At 69.3% G+C, this 21,243-nt stretch carries 19 protein-coding genes; 11 read left to right on the forward strand and 8 right to left on the reverse strand.

Going from position 1 to position 21,243, the window contains the following annotated elements; translation table 11 throughout:
- The first annotated feature begins 12 nt into the window (after positions 1 to 12).
- Entirely contained in the window at positions 13 to 897 is an 885-nt protein-coding gene (locus D3869_RS05535) for a prephenate dehydratase (RefSeq protein ID WP_035671375.1), read from the forward strand.
- A 140-nt stretch (positions 898 to 1,037) separates the two neighbouring features.
- On the opposite strand, the gene nudC is transcribed toward D3869_RS05535, so the two are convergent.
- Positions 1,038 to 1,979, reverse strand: coding sequence for an NAD(+) diphosphatase (gene nudC, locus D3869_RS05540; RefSeq protein ID WP_137139249.1), 942 nt, complete (start codon positions 1,977 to 1,979; stop codon positions 1,038 to 1,040).
- Between the two features lie 142 nt (positions 1,980 to 2,121).
- Between nudC and hisN the strand changes: the two genes are divergently transcribed.
- Both hisN and D3869_RS05550 read left to right on the forward strand, forming a co-directional pair.
- On the forward strand, positions 2,122 to 2,904 hold the full coding sequence (gene hisN, locus D3869_RS05545; protein WP_137139250.1) for a histidinol-phosphatase: 783 nt from the start codon (positions 2,122 to 2,124) through the stop codon (positions 2,902 to 2,904).
- Between the two features lie 18 nt (positions 2,905 to 2,922).
- Positions 2,923 to 3,450: a hypothetical protein gene (locus D3869_RS05550; RefSeq protein WP_137139251.1), complete on the forward strand. Its 528-nt coding sequence runs from the start codon at positions 2,923 to 2,925 to the stop codon at positions 3,448 to 3,450.
- Positions 3,451 to 3,721: 271 nt separating this feature from the next.
- Here D3869_RS05550 and aqpZ read toward each other — a convergent pair whose 3' ends face one another.
- Positions 3,722 to 4,462, reverse strand: a complete 741-nt coding sequence (gene aqpZ / locus D3869_RS05555) for an aquaporin Z (RefSeq protein WP_137139252.1) — start codon at positions 4,460 to 4,462, stop codon at positions 3,722 to 3,724.
- Positions 4,463 to 4,637: 175 nt separating this feature from the next.
- On the opposite strand from aqpZ, the gene D3869_RS05560 reads away from it, so the two are divergent.
- The 6 genes from D3869_RS05560 to D3869_RS05585 all read left to right on the forward strand — a co-directional run bounded on the left by D3869_RS05560 (position 4,638) and on the right by D3869_RS05585 (position 13,500).
- Complete coding sequence (locus D3869_RS05560; protein WP_137139253.1) at positions 4,638 to 6,500, forward strand: extracellular solute-binding protein; 1,863 nt, start codon at positions 4,638 to 4,640, stop codon at positions 6,498 to 6,500.
- Between the two features lie 13 nt (positions 6,501 to 6,513).
- The gene (locus tag D3869_RS05565) at positions 6,514 to 7,470 is read left to right on the forward strand and encodes a hypothetical protein (protein WP_137139254.1); all 957 of its coding nucleotides are present in this window, start codon (positions 6,514 to 6,516) and stop codon (positions 7,468 to 7,470) included.
- Between the two features lie 42 nt (positions 7,471 to 7,512).
- Positions 7,513 to 9,399, forward strand: a complete 1,887-nt coding sequence (locus tag D3869_RS05570) for an extracellular solute-binding protein (protein WP_137139255.1) — start codon at positions 7,513 to 7,515, stop codon at positions 9,397 to 9,399.
- Positions 9,400 to 9,428: 29 nt separating this feature from the next.
- The gene (locus tag D3869_RS05575) at positions 9,429 to 10,538 is read left to right on the forward strand and encodes a microcin C ABC transporter permease YejB (RefSeq protein ID WP_109070514.1); all 1,110 of its coding nucleotides are present in this window, start codon (positions 9,429 to 9,431) and stop codon (positions 10,536 to 10,538) included.
- Positions 10,539 to 10,700: 162 nt separating this feature from the next.
- Positions 10,701 to 11,813: an ABC transporter permease gene (locus D3869_RS05580; protein WP_137139256.1), complete on the forward strand. Its 1,113-nt coding sequence runs from the start codon at positions 10,701 to 10,703 to the stop codon at positions 11,811 to 11,813.
- Positions 11,814 to 11,862: 49 nt separating this feature from the next.
- Positions 11,863 to 13,500, forward strand: coding sequence for an ABC transporter ATP-binding protein (locus tag D3869_RS05585; RefSeq protein ID WP_137140574.1), 1,638 nt, complete (start codon positions 11,863 to 11,865; stop codon positions 13,498 to 13,500).
- Between the two features lie 146 nt (positions 13,501 to 13,646).
- Here the strand turns inward: D3869_RS05585 and D3869_RS05590 are convergent, their stop codons facing one another.
- Positions 13,647 to 14,285, reverse strand: a complete 639-nt coding sequence (locus tag D3869_RS05590; RefSeq protein ID WP_137139257.1) for a pseudouridine synthase — start codon at positions 14,283 to 14,285, stop codon at positions 13,647 to 13,649.
- 55 nt (positions 14,286 to 14,340) lie between these two features.
- Between D3869_RS05590 and D3869_RS05595 the strand changes: the two genes are divergently transcribed.
- The gene (locus D3869_RS05595) at positions 14,341 to 15,267 is read left to right on the forward strand and encodes a 2-hydroxyacid dehydrogenase (RefSeq protein WP_137139258.1); all 927 of its coding nucleotides are present in this window, start codon (positions 14,341 to 14,343) and stop codon (positions 15,265 to 15,267) included.
- Positions 15,268 to 15,280: 13 nt separating this feature from the next.
- Here the strand turns inward: D3869_RS05595 and D3869_RS05600 are convergent, their stop codons facing one another.
- The 3 genes from D3869_RS05600 to D3869_RS05610 form a co-directional block, all read right to left on the reverse strand.
- Entirely contained in the window at positions 15,281 to 15,721 is a 441-nt protein-coding gene (locus tag D3869_RS05600; RefSeq protein ID WP_094301819.1) for a MarR family transcriptional regulator, read from the reverse strand.
- A 271-nt stretch (positions 15,722 to 15,992) separates the two neighbouring features.
- Positions 15,993 to 17,015: a flagellar motor switch protein FliG gene (gene fliG, locus D3869_RS05605; RefSeq protein ID WP_137139259.1), complete on the reverse strand. Its 1,023-nt coding sequence runs from the start codon at positions 17,013 to 17,015 to the stop codon at positions 15,993 to 15,995.
- Positions 17,016 to 17,175: 160 nt separating this feature from the next.
- Positions 17,176 to 18,564 carry a leucyl aminopeptidase family protein gene (locus D3869_RS05610; protein WP_137139260.1) on the reverse strand — a complete coding sequence of 463 codons (1,389 nt, stop codon included), beginning with the start codon at positions 18,562 to 18,564 and terminating at the stop codon, positions 17,176 to 17,178.
- A 149-nt stretch (positions 18,565 to 18,713) separates the two neighbouring features.
- On the opposite strand from D3869_RS05610, the gene D3869_RS05615 reads away from it, so the two are divergent.
- Positions 18,714 to 19,373, forward strand: a complete 660-nt coding sequence (locus D3869_RS05615) for a glutathione S-transferase family protein (protein ID WP_137139261.1) — start codon at positions 18,714 to 18,716, stop codon at positions 19,371 to 19,373.
- A 13-nt stretch (positions 19,374 to 19,386) separates the two neighbouring features.
- Here the strand turns inward: D3869_RS05615 and D3869_RS05620 are convergent, their stop codons facing one another.
- Positions 19,387 to 20,493: a TAXI family TRAP transporter solute-binding subunit gene (locus D3869_RS05620; protein ID WP_137139262.1), complete on the reverse strand. Its 1,107-nt coding sequence runs from the start codon at positions 20,491 to 20,493 to the stop codon at positions 19,387 to 19,389.
- 102 nt (positions 20,494 to 20,595) lie between these two features.
- Positions 20,596 to 21,171, reverse strand: a complete 576-nt coding sequence (locus D3869_RS05625; RefSeq protein ID WP_137139263.1) for a HupE/UreJ family protein — start codon at positions 21,169 to 21,171, stop codon at positions 20,596 to 20,598.
- Positions 21,172 to 21,243: the final 72 nt, after the last annotated feature.

Below are 21,243 nucleotides of genomic sequence, written 5' to 3' on the forward strand. Positions count from 1 at the left end.
GAAGACCTCCCGATGACGACCTCGAACGTGATCGCCTTCCAGGGCCTGCCCGGCGCCTATTCGGACCTGTCCTGCCGGACGGTCTTTCCGGAAATGACGACGCTGCCCTGCGCCACGTTCGAGGACGCCTTCGCCGCCGTGCGCGAGGGGCGCGCGGCGCTCGCCATGATCCCGGTGGAGAACTCCATCGCCGGGCGCGTGGCCGACAACCACCATCTGCTGCCCGAGGGCGGCCTGCACATCATCGGCGAGCATTTCCAGCGGGTGAACCACCAGCTCCTCGCCCCCAAGGGCGCGACGCTGGCCGGGCTGAAGACGGTGCGCAGCCACATCCAGGCGCTGTCCCAGTGCCGCAACATGACGCGGGAGCTGGGGCTGACGGCGATCTCCCACGCCGACACCGCGGGCGCCGCCGCCGAGATCGCCAAGCTGGGCGACCCACAGCACGCCGCCATCGCCTCCTCGCTGGCCGCCGACATCTACGGGCTGGACATCCTGAAGGGCGGCATCGAGGACGCGGAGCACAACACCACCCGCTTCCTGATCCTGTCCCGCGAACCGAAGACCCCGCCGCTGCCCGCCGAGGGGACCGGGGCCAAGATCATCACCACCTTCGTCTTCCGCGTGCGCAGCGTGCCGGCCGCCCTCTACAAGGCGCTGGGCGGCTTCGCCACCAACGGCATCAACATGACGAAGCTGGAAAGCTACATGGTCGGCGGGCACTTCACCCAGACCCAGTTCTACGCCGACGTCGAGGGCCATCCGGAGGAGCGCTCCCTGCGCCTGGCGCTGGAGGAGCTGGCCTTCTTCGCCCGCGCCGGCGAGGTGAAGATCCTGGGCGTCTACCCCGCCAACCCCTTCCGCTATCAGGAAAGCCAGCGCATCGGCGAGGATTGAGCACCCGCCCACTTGCCCCCACCCTTCCCACGGCTTCGCCGCGGGCCCCTTCCCTCCCCCGCTTCGCAGGAGAGGGACCTTAATCCCCTCCCCTGCGAAGCGGGGGAGGGCTAGGGGGGGCAAGCGACCCGCCGTCTCCCTCACTCCCCCTCGGCGATCCACTCGTCGATCAGGCGGCGGGCGATGCTGTCGGGGCGGGCGAGGCGAAAGTCCTCGCTGGGCGTGAAGGTCCGCAAAAACTCGCGGTCGAACCAGTGGGCCGTCTCCAGCTCCTCCATGTCCGTCTGGATGTCCAAAGTCACCGCCCGGGCGCTGAAGCCCAGCATCAGCGAGGACGGGAAGGGCCAGGGCTGGGACGAGTGGTAGCGGATGTCGGTGACCTCCAGCCCCACCTCCTCCAGCACCTCGCGCTTGACGCTGTCCTCCAGGCTTTCGCCCGGCTCGACGAAGCCGGCCAGAACCGAATGCATGCCCGGCGGGAAGCGGGAGTTGCGGCCCAGCACCATGCGCCCGGCCCCGTCATGGACGAGCATGATCACCGCCGGGTCGGTGCGCGGGAAATGGTGGGTGGCGCAGTCCGGGTTGGTGCAGACGCGCACATGCCCGCCCTCGGCACCCGCCGCGACCGAGCCGCAGACGCCGCAGAAGCGGTGCCGGGCGTTCCACCAAGTGATGCCGCGGGCGTAGGCGCACAGCCCGGCCTCCGTCGCCTCCATCACCGGCCCGACGGCGCGCAGGTCCTCGAAGCGGCCGAGCCCGGCCAGGGCCGGATGCTCCTCCGGCGCCTCCAGACCGGTCAGATCGACAGTGAAGTGCGGAACGCCGTCGAGCAGGCCGAGGAAGACCGGCTCCACCCCCCAGTCGCCACCACAGGCGACGGCGACCGCGCGGGCCGAGTCGGCGTCGCCGGTCACGAAGTTGCGCGATTTCGCCACGGGCAGCAGGCGCGCGTTCGGCGAGGCCCAGGCGTCTTTCAGCCAGTCCTTGTCCTTGCGGCGCACACCGGCGCGGTCGAGCGGGATGCCGGCATAGGCGTTCGGGCGGGCGTTCGGGCGGTCGGATGGGGAGGAGCGGTCGTGCATGGCGAAGAGGCTGCCACAAGCCCGCGGAACGGGGAAGCGGCGTCCCGCGCAACCCTCCTCCTTCATTGATGGTTTGCGCCGACGGAACGCCCGACTAGGATGCCGCCCTCGTCCCAACCACGCACGATCCGGCGGAGCGACCATGACCGAACCCTGCCCCACCCCCCTGGTGACCCTGGCGGAGCGTCTGGCCGACGCCTCCGGCCCGGTCATCCGCCAGTATTTCCGCACGCCGGTGGCGGTGGACGACAAGGCCGACGCCTCCCCCGTCACCATCGCCGACCGCGAGGCGGAGCGGACCATCCGCGCCATCATCGAGGCCGAGCGCCCCGACGACGGCATCTATGGCGAGGAGTTCGGGACGAAGAACCTGGACGCCGAGTGGGTGTGGGTGATCGACCCCATCGACGGCACCAAGTCCTTCATCACCGGCCGCCCGATCTTCGGCACGCTGATCGCCCTGCTGCACCGCGGGCGCCCGGTGCTCGGCGTCATCGACCAGCCCATCGTCCGGGACCGCTGGCTGGGCGTCGAGGGCCGCCCCACCCTGTTCAACGGCCAGCCGGCCGGCGTGCGCGCCTGCGCCGGGGGGCTGGCCGCGGCGACGCTGGGCACCACCTCGCCCGACCTGTTCCCCGGAGCGGACCAGGACGCCTTCCGCCGGGTGGCGGGGGCGGCCAAGGTGTCGGTCTATGGCGGCGACTGCTACAGCTACGGCCTGCTGGCCGCGGGCTATTACGACCTCGTCGTCGAATCGGGGCTGAAGCTCTACGACTTCGCGGCGCTGGTGCCGGTGGTGACCGGGGCCGGCGGGCTGATGACCGATTGGGACGGCCGGCCGCTCGACGCCACCTCAAGCGGGCGCGTGGTCGCCGCGGGCGATGCCCGCACCCACCGCGAGACGCTGGCCGCCCTGGCCGGCTGAGACAGGAGGACAACGTCCATGGCAATTATCGCCACGCCCGCCCGCTCCGTCTTCGAGACCTCGCCGGAGAAGCTGCGCCCCTTCCTGCACTCGCTGGCCGGCCGGGTGTCGGGCGGGGCCAACTGGATGGTCCGCAAGAAGACGGTCTGCGACCTGCTGCTGGGGCTGGACGCCTTCTTCGCCCTGCCGGCGGAGGAGCGCCGCGCCCTGATGGGCGCCGGGGAGGACGCCTCCAGCCAGGACGGCACCGGGCCGGAGGACTTCCGCAACGTCCTGCCGCTCTATGTCGGGGCGATCCTGGAGGGTTTGAAGGAAGAGGCCGTTACGGGTCCGGAGCAGGCGGCGATCTACATGCTGTCCATCCACCCGGAGCACCAGATGGCCGCGGAGGAATGGATGCTCGCCGACCCGCGCAACGGCAAGGCGGTGCGCCGGATGATGCGGTCCGACCGCCGCTACCGCCAGCTCATGGAGCGCATGGCGGACCACTGGCGGAAGGCCCGCGCCGGTCAGGGCAGCAGCGAGACGGCCAGCAGCCCCAGGTAGATGCCGATGAACAGGCCGAGGACGATCCCGTAATCCTCGTCGGTCATCGGGTTGGAATCGGGGTCGAACTGCCGCATGATCTACTCCCTGTGCGTCAACGGATGCCCAGAATAACCGTTGACGCCCACGAAGCTCCCGCGACAAGGCCGTGACCTTCGCTGGGCGAAGGCGAACACCCCCATAAAAAACGGACCGCGCCGGAGGGGCACGGTCCGCTGAGTCGGGAGGGACCCGAAGGGAAAGGGTCAGCAATGACTCAGGTGGCACAGGCTCAGGTGGACGGCCGGGCCTCGCCGGTGATGGCGGGCTTCGGCGGCATCTCCTCGGCCAGCGCGCGGTATGCCAGCCCGCCGAGCAGCCCGCCGACCAGCGGCGCCACCCAGAAGGCCCAGAGTTGCTGCAGCGCCCAGCCGCCGACGACCAGCGCCGGCCCCGTGCTGCGCGCCGGGTTCACCGACGTGTTGGTGACCGGGATGCTGATGAGGTGGATCAGCGTCAGCGCCAGACCGATGGCCAGCGGCGCGAAGCCCGCGGGCGCCCGCCGGTCGGTGGAGCCCAGGATGACGATCAGGAACATGAAGGTCAGCACCACCTCGGCCAGCAGGCCGGAGGTGAGGTTGTACGCGCCCGGCGAATGCTCCCCGTACCCGTTGGCGGCCAGCCCCTTGGCGGCCAGCGACCAGTCGGCCTTGCCGGTAGCGATGACGTACAGCACCAGCGCCGCCAGGAAGGCGCCGACCACCTGCGCGATGACGTAGGGCAGGATGTCCTTGGCCGGAAAGCGCCCGCCCGCCCACAGCCCCACCGTGACCGCCGGGTTCAGGTGGCAGCCGGAGATGTGGCCGACCGAATAGGCCATGGTCAGCACCGTCAGCCCGAAGGCCAGGGACACGCCGGTCAGCCCGATCCCGACCTCCGGGAAGGCGGCGGACAGCACGGCGCTGCCGCAGCCGCCGAACACCAGCCAGAAGGTGCCGAGAAACTCCGCGCTCGTGCGCCGGAACATCGACATGTCACCACCTCGTCGGGCTTGCCGCATTTCCGCCTTTTTTGCGCCCCCGGACGGGCCGGCGCCAGCGGACGGGCGTAAGATACCGTTGCGTACGCGGACTTGACGCGCCGCAAGGCGCGTACATGCTAGGGCTGATCCGCCCACTCACTTCAGGCCAACCATGTCAGGACCGACGATGCGCCGAGTTCTCGCTGCCGCCCGGACCACCGCCGTTTTGGCCGCCTTCCTGGCCCTCCCCGCGCTGATGGCACCGGTCCAGGCGAACGGGGCCCAGGCGCAGACGGTCACCGTCCCCGCCCTGAAGCAGTTCGGCGAGCCGGAGTTCAAGCCGGGCTTCACCCATTTCCCGCACGCCAACCCCGAGGCCCCCAAGGGCGGTACGATCACCCTGGCCGCGCAGGGCAGCTTCGACAGCCTGAACCCGATCATCCTGCGCGGCGTCACCCCGCGCACGCTGGGGCTGATCGCCGACTCGCTGATGGTCGGTTCCGGCTGGGAGATGGACGCCGCCTACGGCGCGCTGGCGGAGTCGGTGGAGCTGCCCGACGACAAGAGCTGGGCCGTCTTCCACCTGCGCCGGGAGGCGCGCTGGCACGACGGCGTGCCGGTGACCGCCGGCGACGTCGTCTTCGCCTGGGACTCCATCCAGGCGCACGGCAACCCCTTCCTGAAATCCTTCCTCGACCGCGTTGCCGCGGTGGAGGCGCTGGACGAGCACCGGCTGAAGATCACCCTGAAGACCACCGGGGAGATGAAGCCGATCATCGACTTCGCCACCAGCATCGCCCCCCAGCCCGAGCATTGGTGGACCGCCAACGGGCGCGACATCTCCAAGACAACGCTGGAGCCGGTGCTGGGCAGCGGCCCCTACCGCATCAAGGCCGTCGATGCGGGCCGCTCCATCACCTACGAGCGGGTGGCCGACTGGTGGGGCCGCGACCTGCCGACGGCGCGCGGCTTCTACAATTTCGACAGCGTGAAGGTCGATTACTACCGCGACGACGATGTGATGTTCGAGGCCTTCAAGGCCGGCGCCTACGACTTCCGCACCGAGCACCGGGCGCAGCGCTGGACCACCGGCTACGACTTCCCCGCGGCAAAGGACGGCCGGGTGAATCGCGTGGAGGTGAAGAGCGACCTGCCGCTGGGCGCCCAGGGCTTCCGCCTGAACACCCGCCGCGCCAAGTTCGCCGACCCGCGGGTGCGCGAGGCGCTGGGCTATCTGTTCGACTTCGAATGGATTCAGAAGAACATCCTGTACGGCCAGTATCTCCGCACCACATCCAACTTCCCCAACTCCGACTTCGGCGCCAAGGGGCCGCCCACGCCGGAGGAGCTGGCCCTGCTGGAGCCCTTCCGCGCCCAGTTGCCGGAGCGCGTCTTCACCACCCCCTTCGAACCGCCCAAGACCGACGGCAGCGGCAACAACCGCAACAACCTGCGCGAGGCCATGCGCCTGTTCCGCGAGGCCGGCTGGGAGCTGAAGAACGGCCGGATGACCAGCGCCAAGACCGGCGAGGTGCTGAGCATCGAATTCCTCGACGGCACCGGCGCGTTGACCCGCGTGATCCAGCCCTATGTGGAGGCGCTGCGCAAGGCGGGCATCGACGCGGTGCTGCGGGTGGTCGACACCGCCCAGTTCCAGGCGCGCACCGACGAGTTCGACTTCGACGTGGTGGTGGCGAACTTCAACTTCTTCACCCCGCCGGGAACGGAGCTGCGCAGCTATTTCGGCTCCGCCGCCGCCGACGTCCGGGGATCGGCCAACTACGCCGGCATCAAGGAACCGGCGGCCGACGCGATGATCGAGAAGGCGCTGGCGGCGAAAGATCTGGCGTCGGTCCAGGCGGCGACCCGCGCGCTCGACCGCGTGCTGCTGTGGGGCTTCTACATGGTGCCGCACTGGTACAACCCGGACAACTGGATCGCCTACCGCACGACGCTCGGCTTCCCGGAGAAGACGCCGAAATACGATCTGGGCTTCCGCAACAGCGGCTTCCCCGAAGCGTGGTGGGTAAAGCCGGGCAAGGAAGGCTGAGGGCCGCCGTCCCATGACCCCGGAGACACCCTCCTCGATAGCCTCTGATTCAGAAGACCTCTTCGACCGGGAGGTCCGCCCCCTGCTGCAACGGCTGAAGCGCCGTCGCGCCAGAACGCGCGCCGCTCTCATCCTGCTGGTCTTCGTCGCTCTGACCGGCTGGACTTTGCTTGTCCTGATGAAGCTGCCCTTCCTGATGAGGGCCAGCTACGCCGGCTGGAAGCTCCATGCCGCCATAGCGCTGGCCATCATCACTGTCCCGTTCGTTGTGTTCCGTCACCACCGCAAGCGCATCATCATTTCGCTCGTGCTGGCAATCTGCCGCCATGCCGATCTGATCCACGCATCAGGCAGTTGCCTCAAGCAGCACCAGTTGCGCCAGCTTTTCAGTGATCTGAAGCCGCGTTCCGCCCATGCTAAGGATGGTTTCGCCGGCATCCGCCAAGGCTTGAATTTCTGGTTCAATGAGGTCGACCTCTACGCATTCGCGGGGTTTCTGACGGGAACCGTCCGGATCTTCCACGGCTGGCTTCTCTGCATTGACCTGCCGCAGCCGGGAGTTCCGCCGCTGTCCTGCACGCTCACCCTTGGCGCCCGTGGCACCGAGCCGGTGCTGACTCCGATTCACGGCGATTTGGCGGAGGCCAAACACCGGTTCCCACCGGAACTGCGAACTCTGGCCGCGCGGCTTGCCTCCCTTGCAGGCGCCCGCCAAGCCCGGCTGGCCATCGACGGGCAGCGATTCATTTTGGCTATCGACACCGGGCGCGACTTGTTCGAAGGGATCACGGAACTTGAGAAACGGATGACCCCGGCCCTGTTCGCCCGTTCCCTGGAGGAGCTGGACACGCTGACGCGGGTCGTGGACGAGCTTTCCGCCGCACTTCAGGCGCAAATCGCCGCACCCTCCCCCCAGCCCGGTGCAAGCTTAGGCGCCGCCGAGCCCGCATCCGCCTTGAATGTGCCATAGACGGACCCCTACCTTACCGGAAACAAAAGGACCGAGAGGGGCATGAGGAAGACCGGTAAAGCGATCCTGGCCGCGGTCATGTGCCTGTATCTGGCGGAACCCTTCGCCGTGGCCCATGCCCAATCCAACCCGCAGGGGGCCGCCCCGAAAACCGGGGGGCACGCCGTCACGGCCCATGGGACGCCGAAATACGGGCCGGACTTCCAGCATTTCGACTACGTCAACCCCGACGCCCCCAAGGGCGGCGAGATCAAGCTGGCGACCTACGGCAGCTTCGACAGCCTGAACCCCTTCATCCTGCGCGGCTCGACCGCCGCCGGGGCCAGCCTGCCCTTCGACACGCTGACGGTGGAGAGCGGGGACGAGGTGCTGACCCGCTATGGGCTGCTCGCCGAGACCATCACGGTCGCCGAGGACCGGAGCTGGGTCCGCTTCACGCTGCGCCCGCAGGCGCGCTTCCACGACGGCGCCCCGGTGACCGCCGACGACGTTGTGTGGAGCTTCGAGACGCTGCGCGACAAGGGCCACCCGCTCTACCGCACCTACTACGCCGACGTGGTGAAGGCCGAGAAGACGGGCGAGCGCGCGGTCACCTTCACCTTCCGCGACGGCGGCAACCCCGAGCTTCCGGTCATCATGGGCCAGTTGCCGGTGCTGCCCAAGCACGTCTTCGAAGGAAACGGCTCCGGGGTGCGCGATTTCGCCAGCACGACGCTGGACCCCATCGTCGGCAGCGGCCCCTACCGGATCGTCGAGGTGCAGCCCGGCCGCTCGCTCGTCTTCGAGCGGGTGACGGACTGGTGGGCCAAGGACCTGCCGGTCAACCGCGGGCGCTACAACTTCGACCGCATCCGCTTCGACTATTACCGCGACCTCGACGTGGTGTTCGAAGCCTTCAAGGCCGGGGCCATCGATTTCCGGGTGGAGCATTCGTCGAAGAACTGGGTGACCGGCTACGACGTGCCCGCCGTGCGCGACGGCCACATCGTCCGCGAGGAGATCAAGCACCAGGACCCGCAGGGCATGCAGGCCTTCGTGTTCAACAGCCGCCGCCCGGTCTTCGCCGACCGCAAGGTGCGCGAGGCGCTGAATTACCTGTTCGACTACGAATGGACGCGGGCCAACCTGTCCTACGGGCTGTTCCAGCGCACCAGGAGCTTCTTCTCCAACTCCGAACTGGCCTCCACCGGCCTGCCCTCGCCGGAGGAGCTGAAACTGCTGGAGCCCTTCCGCGGCAAGGTGCCGGAGGAGGTCTTCACCAAGCCCTTCGCGCCGCCGCAGACCGACGGGTCCGGCAACATCCGCCCGAACCTGCGCACGGCGCTGTCCTTGCTCAAGGAGGCCGGGTGGGAACTGAAGGGCAACAAGCTGCTGAACGCGAAGACCGGCGAGCCGATGCGCTTCGAGATCCTGCTGGTGCAGCCGGACATGGACCGCATCGTCCAGCCCTTCGTCCGCAACCTGGAGCGCGCCGGGATCGAGGCGGCCATCCGCGTGGTGGACACCGCCCAGTACCAGAACCGGATCGACCGCTACGACTTCGACATGGTCATCCAGCGCATCCTGCAATCGACCTCGCCCGGCAACGAGCAGCGCGACTACTGGCAGTCCGCCCGCGCCGACCAGCCGGGCAGCCGCAATCTGGCCGGCATCAAGGACCCGGTGGTGGACGCGCTGATCGACCGCGTGATCCAGGCCCCCGACCGCGAGAGCCTGATCACCGCGACCCGCGCGCTCGACCGCGTGCTGCTGTGGGGCTGGTACGTCATCCCGCAATGGCACGACGACGTGCGGCGCGTCGCCTATTGGAACCGTTTCTCCCATCCGGCGGTTGCGCCCAAATACGGCTTGGCCTTCACCGACACCTGGTGGGTCGATCCCGACAAGAACGCGAAGCTCGCCAACACGGCCCGCCGCGCGGCGCCCTGAGACGGCAAACAGAAAGGCGAACCCGCGCGATGCTGGCCTACATCATCCGCCGTCTGCTGCTGATCATCCCGACGCTGTTCGGGATCATGGTCATCAACTTCCTGATCGTGCAGATCGCCCCCGGCGGTCCCATCGAGCAGATGATCGCCCGCGTCCAGGGCACCGCGGTGGAGGCGACCGCCCGCATCGGCGGCACCGGCGGCGGCGAGACCGGCGGTCCGGCGGCGCAGCAGGCCCAGGGCGGCGACACCGGCAGCCGCTACCGCGGCGCCCAGGGGCTCGACCCGGAATTCATCAAACAGCTTGAGAAGGAATTCGGCTTCGACAAGCCGCTGCACGAGCGCTTCATCCACATGATGTCGAACTACCTGATGTTCGACTTCGGCAAGAGCTATTTCCGCGACCGCAGCGTCGTCGATCTGGTGATCGAGAAGATGCCGGTGTCGATCTCGCTGGGCATCTGGACGACGCTGATCGTCTATCTGGTGTCGATCCCGCTGGGCATCGCCAAGGCGGTGCGCGACGGCCAGCCCTTCGACGTCTGGACCTCCGGCGTGGTCATCGTCGGCTATGCCATCCCCAGCTTCCTGTTCGCCGTGCTGCTGATCGTCGTCTTCGCCGGCGGGCGCTATTTCGACCTGTTCCCGCTGCGCGGGCTGGTCTCGGACAACTGGGCGAGCCTGCCCTGGTGGCGGCAGATCCTCGACTACATGTGGCACATGGTGCTGCCGGTGCTGTCCATGGTGATCGGCGGCTTCGCCGGCCTGACCATGCTGACCAAGAACTCCTTCCTGGAGGAGATCAACAAGCAGTATGTCGTCACCGCCCGCGCCAAGGGTCTGGCGGAGCGGCGGGTGCTCTACGGCCACATCTTCCGCAACGCCATGCTGATTGTCATCGCCGGCTTCCCCGGCGCCTTCATCGGCATCCTGTTCACCGGCGCCCTGCTGATCGAGGTGATCTTCTCGCTGGACGGGCTGGGGCTGCTGGGCTTCGAGGCGGCGATCAACCGCGACTATCCGGTGATGTTCGGCACGCTGTATTTCTTCACGCTGCTGGGGCTCATCATGAACCTCGTCGGTGACGTGACCTATGTGGCCGTCGATCCCCGCATCGACTTCGAAGCGCGGAGGGTGTGATGGCGAGCCTTTGGTACTCTCCCTCCCCCGTCCCGGGGGAGGGTTGGGGTGGGGGTACCGCCGAGGATCACGGGGCTGATCCTCGGCGGACCCTCACCCGGCGCCTTCGGCGCCACCCTCTCCCCGGGGGGAGAGGGAAAACGCCCGTCGGAGGGCGCGACCATGAGCGGCGACCGCTTCCTCGGCCTGCGCGTCACGCCGCTCACCCGGCGGCGGCTGGCGAACTTCCGGGCGAACCGGCGGGGCTTCTGGTCCTTCTGGATCTTCCTGGTGCTGTTCACCCTGTCGCTGGGCGCGGAGTTCATCGCCAACGACCGCCCGCTGGTCATCAAATACGACAACGCGCTCTACTGGCCCGTCTTCACCGCCTATCCGGAGACCACCTTCGGCGGCGAGTTCGAGACGGAGACCGACTACCGCGACCCCTACGTGCGCCAGTTGATCGAGGAGAAGGGCTGGATCGTCTGGCCGCCGATTCCCTACGGCTACCGCACCATCAACTACAACCTGCCGGTCCCCGCCCCGGCCCCGCCGTCCGCCGACAACTGGCTGGGCACCGACGACCAGGGGCGCGACGTGGTGGCGCGGCTGATCTACGGCTTCCGCATCTCCGTGCTGTTCGGGCTGGTGCTGACCGCCTTCTCCTCGGTCGTCGGCATCATGGCCGGGGCGGTCCAAGGTTATTTCGGCGGCATCACCGACCTGCTGTTCCAGCGCTTCATCGAAATCTGGCAGGGCCTGCCCACGCTGTTCCTGCTCATCATCCTGTCCAGCGTGGTGACGCCGAACTTCTGGTGGCTGCTCGGGCTGCTGCTGCTGTTTTCCTGGACCTCGCTGGTCCATGTGGTGCGGGCGGAGTTCCTGCGGGCGCGCAACTTCGACTATGTGCGCGCCGCCCGCGCGCTGGGCGCCACCGACGCGACGATCATGGTGCGCCACGTGCTGCCCAACGCCATGGTGGCGACGCTGACCTTCCTGCCCTTCATCCTGAACGGCTCCATCACCACCCTGACGGCGCTGGACTTCCTGGGCTTCGGCCTGCCCCCCGGCTCCCCCTCGCTGGGCGAGCTGCTGGCCCAGGGCAAAGCCAACCTCCAGGCGCCCTGGCTGGGCCTGACCGCCTTCTTCGTGCTGGCGATCATGCTGAGCCTGCTGATCTTCATCGGCGAGGCGGTGCGCGACGCCTTCGACCCGCGCAAGACCATCGGCCAGCTCTCCACCGCCACCGGAACCGCCAACGAGGCGGGCGCGGTGGCGCAGAAGGCCGCGGAATGATGCCCTCAATGACCACCAGCCCAAGAAGGCGGAACCGCCCATGACCGACATGACGACCAATGGGGCCGACGATCTCCTCCAGGTCCGCAACCTCCATGTCGAGTTCCGCTCGGGCGGCGGGGCGATGCACGCGGTGAAGGGTGTGTCCTTCGACATCGCCAAGGGGGAGACCCTGGCTCTGGTCGGCGAGTCCGGGTCGGGCAAGTCGGTCACCGCCCTGTCGATCCTGCAACTGCTGCCCTACCCCATGGCGCGCCACCCGCATGGCTCCATCCGCTTCCGCGGGACCGAGCTGGTGGGGGCGGAGGAGAAGGTGCTGCGCGACGTGCGCGGCGACCGCATCGCCATGATCTTCCAGGAGCCGATGACCTCGCTGAACCCGCTGCACAGCATCGAGCGGCAGATCAACGAGACGCTGTTCCTGCACAAGGGCCTGTCCCGCGCCGCCGCGCGCAAGCGCACGCTGGAGCTGCTGCGGCTGGTCGGGCTGCCCAACCCGGAAAAGCGGCTGAACGCCTACCCGCACGAGCTTTCGGGCGGCCAGCGCCAGCGCGTGATGATCGCCATGGCGCTCGCCAACGAGCCCGACCTGCTGATCGCCGACGAGCCGACCACCGCCCTGGACGTCACCATCCAGGCGCAGATTCTGGAACTGCTGAAGGACCTCCAGCGCCGCTTCGGCATGGCGCTGCTGCTCATCACCCACGATCTGGGCGTGGTGCGCAAGATGGCCGACCGTGTCTGCGTGATGAACCAGGGAGAGATCGTCGAGCAGGCCGCCGTCGCCGACATCTTCGCCCGCCCGCAGCACCCCTACACCCGCAAACTGCTGGCCGCCGAGCCGAAGGGCGACCCGCTGACCCCGCCCGCCGACGCGCCGGAGGTCATGGCCGCCGACAACCTCAAGGTCTGGTTCCCCATCAAGAAGGGCCTGCTGCGCCGCACCGTCGATCACGTCCGCGCCGTGGACGGCGTGTCGGTCAACGTGCGGCAGGGACACACCGTCGGGGTGGTCGGCGAGTCCGGTTCCGGCAAGACGACGCTGGGGCTGGCCCTGCTGCGCCTGCACGCCAGCGAGGGGGCGATCCGCTTCGACGGCAAGGACATCCAGGGCTGGCAGGCGAAGAAGCTGCGCGGGCTGCGGCGGGAGATGCAGGTGGTCTTCCAGGACCCGTACGGCAGCCTGTCGCCCCGCCTGTCGGTCGGCCAGATCATCGGCGAGGGGCTGACGATCCACGGCATCGGCTCCGGCGCCGAACGCGACGCCATGGTGGCGAAGGCGCTGGAGGAGGTGGGGCTCGACCCGTCCAGCCGCCACCGCTACCCGCACGAGTTCTCCGGCGGCCAGCGCCAGCGCATCGCCATCGCCCGCGCCCTGGTGCTGAAGCCGAAATTCGTCGTCCTGGACGAACCGACCAGCGCGCTCGACATGTCGGTGCAGGCGCAGATCGTCGATCTGCTGCGCGACATCCAGGCGCGCAACAACCTCGCCTACCTCTTCATCAGCCACGACCTGCGGGTGGTGCGGGCGCTCAGCAGCCACGTCATCGTCATGAAGGACGGCAAGGTCGTGGAGCAGGGGCCCACCCGCCGCATTTTCGAGGAGCCGCGGGAGGACTACACCCGCGCCCTGCTCGCCGCCGCCTTGAACCTGGAAGCCGTCAAGTCCGACGCCGTGCGGATGTAGCGCAATCGTATTCAATGTCCCCTCTCCCCTCTGGGGAGAGGGTTAGGGTGAGGGGGTTGCGCTTGTGCCGGACGTACCTGCCACGCCCATCCCCCTCACCGGCCCTGCGGGCCACTCTCTCCCCAGAGGGGAGAGGGCTATGAGGGTCAAGTGCGATTGCCTTGGCTCCGCGGGCGCTTCGCCTTCGTATTGCCGGGTGTCGCCTTTGCCCTGACCGGCGGCGCCTTCGGCTGTTCCCGCCCCGGCACCGCCACCTCGCGCCATTGGCCGGGCGCCAGACCGTCCAGCGTCCAGTCGCCGATGGACCAGCGGATCAGCCGCAAGGTCGGGAAGCCGACCGCGGCGGTCATGCGGCGGACCTGCCGGTTCCGCCCCTCGCGCAGGGTCAGGGCGATCCAGCTCGTCGGGATGGCGGCGCGGAAGCGCACGGGCGGGTCGCGCGGCCACAGGCCGTCCGGCTCCTCCATCCGGCGGGCCTCGGCGGGCAGGGTCGGGCCGTCGTTGAGCGTCACCCCGTCGCGCAGGCGCTGCAACGCCTCCTCGGTCGGAACGCCTTCCACCTGCACCCAATAGGTCTTGGGCAGCTTGTGCTTCGGCGAGGCGATGCGGGCGATCAGCGCGCCGTCGTCGCTCAGCGCCAGCAGCCCCTCGCTGTCGCGGTCCAGCCGCCCGGCGGCGTAGACTCCCTTCACCGGCACATGGTCGGCCAGCGTCTGGCGCCCCTGCTCATCGGTGAATTGCGGCAGCACACCATAGGGCTTGTTCAGCAGGATCAGACGGGGCACGGTTGGCTCGAACGGGTTTGAGACGAACAACGACAACATTACAGGGGTTTGCGCCGTGACGCTGCTTTTCTGCTCCACCACCGACCGCTCCGACCGCTGGCTGAGCGAGCTGGACGCCCGCCTGCCCGGGCTGGAGGTGCGGGTGTGGCCCGAGATGGGGGACCCGGCGGACATCGAGATGGCGCTGGTGTGGAAGCCGCCGCACGGGCTGCTCGCCACGCTGCCGAACCTGAAGCTGATCGTCTCGCTGGGCGCCGGGGTGGAATCGCTGCTGCTCGACCCCACCCTGCCCGACGTGCCGCTGGTCCGCATGGTGTCGGAGGGGCTGACCGTGGACATGGCCGGCTATGTGGCGCTCCAGGTGCTGCGCTGGCACCGGCTCCTCGACGAGTACAAGGCGCTCCAGCAAGCCGGGCGGTGGGAGCCGCTGGACGCCTGCCCGGCGTCGGAGGTGAAGGTCGGCATCCTGGGCATGGGCGAGCTGGGCATGGCCTCGGCGAAGACTCTGCTGAGCATGGACTACCGTGTGCTGGGCTGGAGCCGCACACCGAAGACGCTGCCGGGGGTGGAGAGCTTTTCCGGACCCGATGGGCTGGCGGCGATGCTCGGGCAATGCAACCTGCTGGTCTGCCTGCTGCCGCTGACGGCGGAGACGCGCGGCCTGCTGAACCGCAAGCTGTTCGCCGCCCTGCCCAAGGGGGCGGTGGTCGTCAACGCCGCGCGCGGCGGGCATCTGGTGGAGGACGATCTGCTGGCGGCGCTGGAGAGCGGGCACATCGCCGGGGCCAGCCTGGACGTGTTCGCGGAGGAGCCGCTGCCCGCCGGCCATCCCTTCTGGACCCACCCGAAGGTCCATGTGACGCCGCACGTCGCCGCCGTCACCCACCCGTCGCGCTCCGCCGCGGTGGTGGCCGAGGCGATCACCGCCTTCCGCGAGGGGCGCCCCCTGCCGAACCTCGTGGACCGCAACCAGGGCTATTGAGCGGCAGCGACGATCAGGCTGGCACCGCCACAGGGTTGGAGGCGCCCAACTGCGCCTCCAGCCGCGCCTTGGCGGAGGCGGCCACCTCCTCCTCGGCGCGGATGACCGCCATGTCCTCCGGCGCCACGGCGCCCGCGGCGACGACCAGCTCGGCGAAGTCGGACAGGAAGACGCTGCCCTTCACGGTGCGCTGGACGAGCACGCTGCGCTTGTCCTCGGCGTCGCGCTTGCGCTTGATGAAGCCGAGCAGCGACAGCCGGTCCAGCGCGCGGGTCACCGCGGGCTTGGAGATGTTCAGGGCCGCCGCCAGCCCGCGCACGGTGTGCGGCGGATCGGTCAGATAGACTTGGAGCATGATGGCCATCTGCCGCGCCGACAGGTCCGGCCCGTCCTGCCGGACGCTGGCGATCAACGCCGTCCGCCACAGGCCGAGCGCTTTCAGGTTCCGTGCCATGTTTCCCCCCGCGTGCCGCGTCCCTTGCCCCGAAGGCCCCCGCATTCGGGACGCGCGGCGGATGGAGTGTCCCTCAACCCGGCCCGGACAGGCAAGCGTTTCGCAGCCGGATCGATCGGTCAGGGTGTCGCGGGCGGGGAGTGTGCCTTTCGCGAACTTGCCCCCACCCTAACCCTCCCCCGCTGCGCAGGGGAGGGAACTCCGCTGGCTTCGGACAACGCCCTCCCCTGCGTAGCGGGGGAGGGTGGGGGCACCCCCTCCGGGACCCCGCTCAGTAGATCAACTCGTTCTCGCCGCTGCCTTCGGAGATGACGATCTCGCCGCGGGCCGCCAGATCCTTGGCGAGCTGGACCATGTACATCTGGGATTCGTCCACCTCGCGGACGCGGACGGGGCCCATGGCGGCCATGTCCTCGCGCAGGATCTTCGCCGCGCGCTCGGACATGTTGGAGAAGAACAGGTCCTTCAGCGTCTCCGACGCGCCCTTCAGCGCGGTGGCGAGCTTCTGCTTGTCGACGCTGCGCAGCAGGGCCTGGACGCCGGAGGGGTCGAGCTTGGACAGGTCCTCGAAGGTGAACATCAGCGACTTGATGCGCTCGGCGCTGTCGCGGTTGCGCTCCTCCAGGGCGGCCATGAAGCGGTGCTCGGTCGTGCGGTCCAGGCCGTTGAAGATTTCCGCCAGCATCTCGTGGCTGTCGCGGCGGCTGGTGCGGGCGAGGTTGGTCATGAACTCGGTGCGCAGCGTGCGCTCCACGTCGTCCAGAACCTCCTTCTGAACGGCCTCCATGCGCAGCATGCGCATGATGACCTCCATCGCGAAGCTCTCCGGAAGCTGGGTCAGCACGCGGCCGGCGTGTTCCGGGCGGATCTTCGACAGCACCACGGCCACGGTCTGCGGGTATTCGTTCTTCAGGTAGTTGGACAGGACCGACTCGTTGACGTTGGCCAGCTTGTCCCACATGGTGCGGCCGGCGGGACCGCGGATCTCCTCCATGATGGAGTCGACCTTGTCCTTGGGCAGAGTCTTCAGCAGCAGGCGTTCGGTGGAGTCGAAGGAGCCGACCAGCGAGCCGGTGGCCGACATCTGCTCGGCGAATTCGACGAACAGACGCTCGATGATGTTGGCGGAGACGGTGCCGAGGTTCGCCATCACCTGCGACAGCTCCTTGATCTCCTCGTCGTCCATCATCGCGAACAGCTTGGACGAATGCTCGTCGCCCAGCGCCAGCATCAGAATGGCCGCCTTTTCCGGACCGGTGAGGGTGCGATAATCCTCACGAACCTTCAGCGCCATGTATCCGCCTCCAAAAACCCGGCCGGCACCCGAGTCCACCGGTCCTACCTGAAGGTTTTAATCCTTTCCGAATCGGCACGCCACCCCCGCGACGCCCGCGGGGGTGACAATTTTAACCATATGCCGGAGGTTGCGCCGCCCTATCACCAGAGCCGGCTGGTCACCCGAACCGCTTGGCGATGACCGCATAGGCCGCGCGCAGGCCCAGCGCCTCGCCGCCTTCCGGACGGCCGGGGCGGGCGCCGCTGTTCCAGGCGAAGGTGTCGAGATGCGCCCAGGGCGTGTCCTTCGACACGAACTCCTGGAGGAACAGCCCGGCGGTGATCGCCCCGGCCATGCCGTTGCTGGTCACGTTGTTGAGGTCGGCGACCTTGCTGTCCAGCCCCTTGCGGTAGGGCGCCCACAGCGGCAGGCGCCACAGCGGGTCGCTCTGCTCCTCCCCGGCGGCCAGCAGGTCGTTGGCGAGGTCGTCGTCGTTGGCGAACAGCGCCGGCAGGTCCGGCCCCAGGGCGACGCGGGCGGCCCCGGTCAGGGTGGCGAAGTCGATCAGCAGGGCGGGCTTCTCCGAATCCGCCTCGGCCAGAGCGTCGCACAGGATCAGCCGGCCCTCGGCGTCGGTGTTGCCGACCTCCACGCTCAGCCCCTTGCGCGTCTTCAGCACGTCCATCGGCTTGAAGGCGTTGCCGGAGATCACGTTCTCCACCGCCGGGATCAGGACGCGCAGCCGCACCGGCAGCCCCGCCATCATCACCATGCGGCCGAGCGCCAGCGCGTGCGCGGCGCCGCCCATGTCCTTCTTCATCAGCAGCATGCCCGACGACGGCTTGATGTCCAGGCCGCCGCTGTCGAAGCAGACGCCCTTGCCGACGATGGTCACCTTCGGGTGCGTCGGGTTGCCCCAGCGCAGGTCGATCAGCCGCGGCGCGCGCGGGCTGGCCCGGCCCACCGCGTGGATCGCCGGATAGTCGCGGTCAAGCAGCCCGTCGCCGACGATGACGTCCAGCCCGGCCTCGAACTCCGACGCCAGCGCGGCGGCCGCGGCGGCCAGCTCCGCCGGGCCGAGGTCGTTGGCCGGCGTGTTGACGAGGTCGCGCAGCAGAGTGGTCGCGGTGGCGGTGCGCTGCACCTCGCCCTGGTTGGCGTGCTTGGGCCAGACGAGGTTGGCAAAGGTCTTCTCCGACGCCTTGTAGCGCCCGAAACGGTAGCTGCCGAGCGCCCAGCCCAGCGCCAGACGGGTGGCGGAGCGGCGGTCGAGCGCGGCGTCCACCGCCTCGTCGAGCTGGTAGTTCCCCGGCGGCAGGCCGCTGGGCAGCCCGGCGAGGCCCCACAGATCGTCCAGCGCCGACACGCCGGCCAGCACGCGGGCGACCGCCCCGCCCTCCCCCGGCAGGAAGGCGGTGGAACCGGCCTCCGCCGTGAAGTTCACGGCCTTCACCCAGGCCGCGGTGGCGGGCGGCTGGCCTTCCAACCATGTGGCGAGGCCGGCCTTGTTCAGCGGGGTGATGGTCACGGTGCCGGGGCCGGCCGTGGCGAGCAGGGTGGCGAGCAAGGCGGGCGTCCTTCGTCAGGAAACGGAAACGGTGAAGGAAAGCATGGCGCGCCGGGGCGCCCCTGAAAAGGGGGATTGCGGGCCGGCTTGCCGGATCGGCGCGGGGCAGGCATGCTCCGCCCCCCTCCCTTCGCAACCGAGGCGCACCCATGGACGACCTGACCCTGGTCATCGGCAACAAGGCCTTCTCCTCCTGGTCCCTGCGGCCCTGGCTGGCGCTGAAGCGGACCGACCGGCTGTTCCGGGAGATCGTGATCCCGCTGCGCCAGCCCGACACCGCCGCCCGCATCGCGGAGCATTCGCCCTCCGGCCGCGTGCCCTGCCTGCGGCACGGCGACCGGGTGATCTGGGATTCGCTGGCGATCTGCGAGTATCTGGCGGAGACCTTCCCCGAGGCCGCCCTCTGGCCAGCGGACGCCCACGCCCGCGCGGTGGCGCGGTCGGTCTCGGCGGAGATGCATTCGGGCTTTGCCGGCCTGCGCACCCACATGTCCATGGACCTGAAGGCCTTCCGCCCCGGCGTGGGCCGCAACGCCGAGAGCGGGGCCGACATCGCCCGCGTCTTCGCGCTGTGGCGCGACGCGCGGTCCCGCTTCGGGGCGGGCGGCCCCTTCCTGTTCGGCGCCTTCTCGATCGCCGATGCCATGTACGCGCCGGTGGTGACGCGCCTCCTGACCTACGGGGTGGAGATGGACGGGCTGTGCGGCGACTACGCGCGGGCGGTGATGGAGCTGCCGGCCATGGTGGAATGGGTGGCGGCCGCCAAGGCGGAGCCGTGGGACATCTACGCCGACGAACGGACCATCTGACCGCCGAAAGCGGTCAGGGGGTCGCCCCGCCCGTCGGCTCGTTGGCGGCGTTGCCGATCAGCCCGACCTCGCGGTAGTAGCGCTCGGCGCCCGGATGCAGGGGCACCGAGACGTTGGCGACCGCCTTGGTGGCGTCGAAGCTGCGCCCCTTGGGGTGGCCCTCGATCAGCAGGCGGCGGGTGTTCTCGTGCCACAGCGCCTTGGTGACGCCGTGGATCAGGGCGGGGTCGCGGTCGGCGCGGACCAGCAGCTCCGCCCCCACCCCCAGCGTGTGCGTCTCCGGCACGCCGGGGTAGGTGTCGGCGGGGATGGTCTGGTCCATGTAGAAGCGCTGGCGGATGCGCAGCCGGTCGGCCATGTCGCCGTCGAGCGGGATCAGGCGGATCGGCTCGCGGTTCGCCACGTCGGTGACCGCCGCCACCGGGAAGCCGCCGACCATGAAGAAAGCGTCCAGCTCCTTCTTGGCCAGCCGGTCCGCCGCGGTGCCGGGCTTCAGGTAGGCCGGGGGCCGCAGCTCGCCCTCCTTCACCCCGAAGGCGTCGAGGATCGCCCGCGCCTCCACCAGCACGCCGGAGCCCTCCTCGCCCAGCGAGACGGCCTTGCCCTTCAGGTCGGCCACGCTGTGCAGGTCGCTGTCGGCGCGCACGACGAGCTGGATCGCCTCCGCGTAGAGCATGCCGATGGAGCGCAGCCCCTCGAAGGGCGCCTTGCCGTGGAAGATGCCGGAGCCGGTGTAGGCCCAATAGGCGATGTCGGCCTGGGACATCCCGGCCTCGACCGCGCCGGAGCGCAGCAGCTCGATGTTCTCCACCGAGCCGAGCGTGGCCTGCGCCACCGCGATCAGCCCCGGCACGCCGCAGCTTCCCCCGCGGTCGCAGGGGCGCGAGCCGGGCGGGTTGGAGATGGCGTTGGCGATCAGCCCGCCGATCGGAAAATAGGTGCCCGACGTGGTGCCCGTGCCGATCCGGAAATAGCGGATGTCCTGCGCCGCGGCACCCCGCGGCAGCAGGCCCAGGAGAGCGCCACCGGCGACGCCGGCCAACACGTGGCGGCGGCTGGGAAGGCCCTTGGGGGAAAGGCGGGCGGCGGAAAGGCGGGGTTTGGCTCCTGCGCGCGGCACCGGCGGGTCCACCTTTCCTGCTGGCCAGCCGTCCCGGCGGCGTGTGTTGGACACGCTCCTACAAGAATATCCGCAGCCGGGCTTTTTCAAGGCGTCGGGGGCTTAAAAGACGCCCGCCAGATCAAGAACCCCGGCGAGTGCTACCGCGCCGCCACACATTTGCACCACGCGGCCCGAAGCCGCCTGCCCCAGCACCGCCGACAGGCCCAGCCCGGCGCAGATGACCAGCAACACGCCGGACGACAGCCCGGCCCAGAACAGCGGCCCGCCCATGTGCACATAGCCGTGGAAGGCCCCCGCCGCGGCGACCGTCAGCACCCCCAGGGCCAGGGGAGCCTTGAGCCCGAGAGCGACCAGCCCGCCCATCACGATCAGCGACGCCGACAGCCCTTCCGCGGCGTAGGGCAGCCGGATGCCGATCTGCGCGGCCAGCCCGGCGGCCAGGACCGCGGTCAGCGCCGCCACCGGAAGCTGCCAGACGGAAGGGCCGCCGTTCTGCCCGCTCCACAGCCCGATGGCGAGGAAGCCGAGCAGGTGTTGAAGCACCCACACCGGTTCGGTCAGGCCGGTGCCGAACGGACCGGTCACCGTCATCCGCGCCAGCGCGGGCGCGGCCCCGGCGCCGACACCGACCGCGGCCAGAACGAGCGCCAGAAGAACCGACCGGATCGCCACCATCCCCTACCCCTTTTCCCCAAGATTTCCGCAGCACCGGGCCGGTATGGCGCGCGACGCGGGCTGGGGTCAAGT

The sequence above is a fragment of the Azospirillum brasilense genome, from assembly GCF_005222205.1.
GTDB classification, from domain to species: Bacteria; Pseudomonadota; Alphaproteobacteria; order Azospirillales; family Azospirillaceae; genus Azospirillum; species Azospirillum brasilense_G.

What these genes read in the sequence shown, in the direction of transcription:
- D3869_RS05615 (WP_137139261.1), top strand. Translation starts at nt 18,714, where the DNA reads ATGGACGACCTGACCCTGGTCATCGGCAACAAGGCCTTCTCCTCCTGG.
- D3869_RS05625 (WP_137139263.1), bottom strand. Translation starts at nt 21,171, where the DNA reads ATGGTGGCGATCCGGTCGGTTCTTCTGGCGCTCGTTCTGGCCGCGGTC.
- D3869_RS05570 (WP_137139255.1), top strand. Translation starts at nt 7,513, where the DNA reads ATGAGGAAGACCGGTAAAGCGATCCTGGCCGCGGTCATGTGCCTGTAT.
- D3869_RS05585 (WP_137140574.1), top strand. Translation starts at nt 11,863, where the DNA reads ATGACGACCAATGGGGCCGACGATCTCCTCCAGGTCCGCAACCTCCAT.
- D3869_RS05560 (WP_137139253.1), top strand. Translation starts at nt 4,638, where the DNA reads ATGCGCCGAGTTCTCGCTGCCGCCCGGACCACCGCCGTTTTGGCCGCC.
- D3869_RS05535 (WP_035671375.1), top strand. Translation starts at nt 13, where the DNA reads ATGACGACCTCGAACGTGATCGCCTTCCAGGGCCTGCCCGGCGCCTAT.
- D3869_RS05550 (WP_137139251.1), top strand. Translation starts at nt 2,923, where the DNA reads ATGGCAATTATCGCCACGCCCGCCCGCTCCGTCTTCGAGACCTCGCCG.
- D3869_RS05575 (WP_109070514.1), top strand. Translation starts at nt 9,429, where the DNA reads ATGCTGGCCTACATCATCCGCCGTCTGCTGCTGATCATCCCGACGCTG.
- D3869_RS05565 (WP_137139254.1), top strand. Translation starts at nt 6,514, where the DNA reads ATGACCCCGGAGACACCCTCCTCGATAGCCTCTGATTCAGAAGACCTC.
- fliG (WP_137139259.1), bottom strand. Translation starts at nt 17,015, where the DNA reads ATGGCGCTGAAGGTTCGTGAGGATTATCGCACCCTCACCGGTCCGGAA.
- D3869_RS05580 (WP_137139256.1), top strand. Translation starts at nt 10,701, where the DNA reads ATGAGCGGCGACCGCTTCCTCGGCCTGCGCGTCACGCCGCTCACCCGG.
- nudC (WP_137139249.1), bottom strand. Translation starts at nt 1,979, where the DNA reads ATGCACGACCGCTCCTCCCCATCCGACCGCCCGAACGCCCGCCCGAAC.
- hisN (WP_137139250.1), top strand. Translation starts at nt 2,122, where the DNA reads ATGACCGAACCCTGCCCCACCCCCCTGGTGACCCTGGCGGAGCGTCTG.
- aqpZ (WP_137139252.1), bottom strand. Translation starts at nt 4,462, where the DNA reads ATGTCGATGTTCCGGCGCACGAGCGCGGAGTTTCTCGGCACCTTCTGG.
- D3869_RS05600 (WP_094301819.1), bottom strand. Translation starts at nt 15,721, where the DNA reads ATGGCACGGAACCTGAAAGCGCTCGGCCTGTGGCGGACGGCGTTGATC.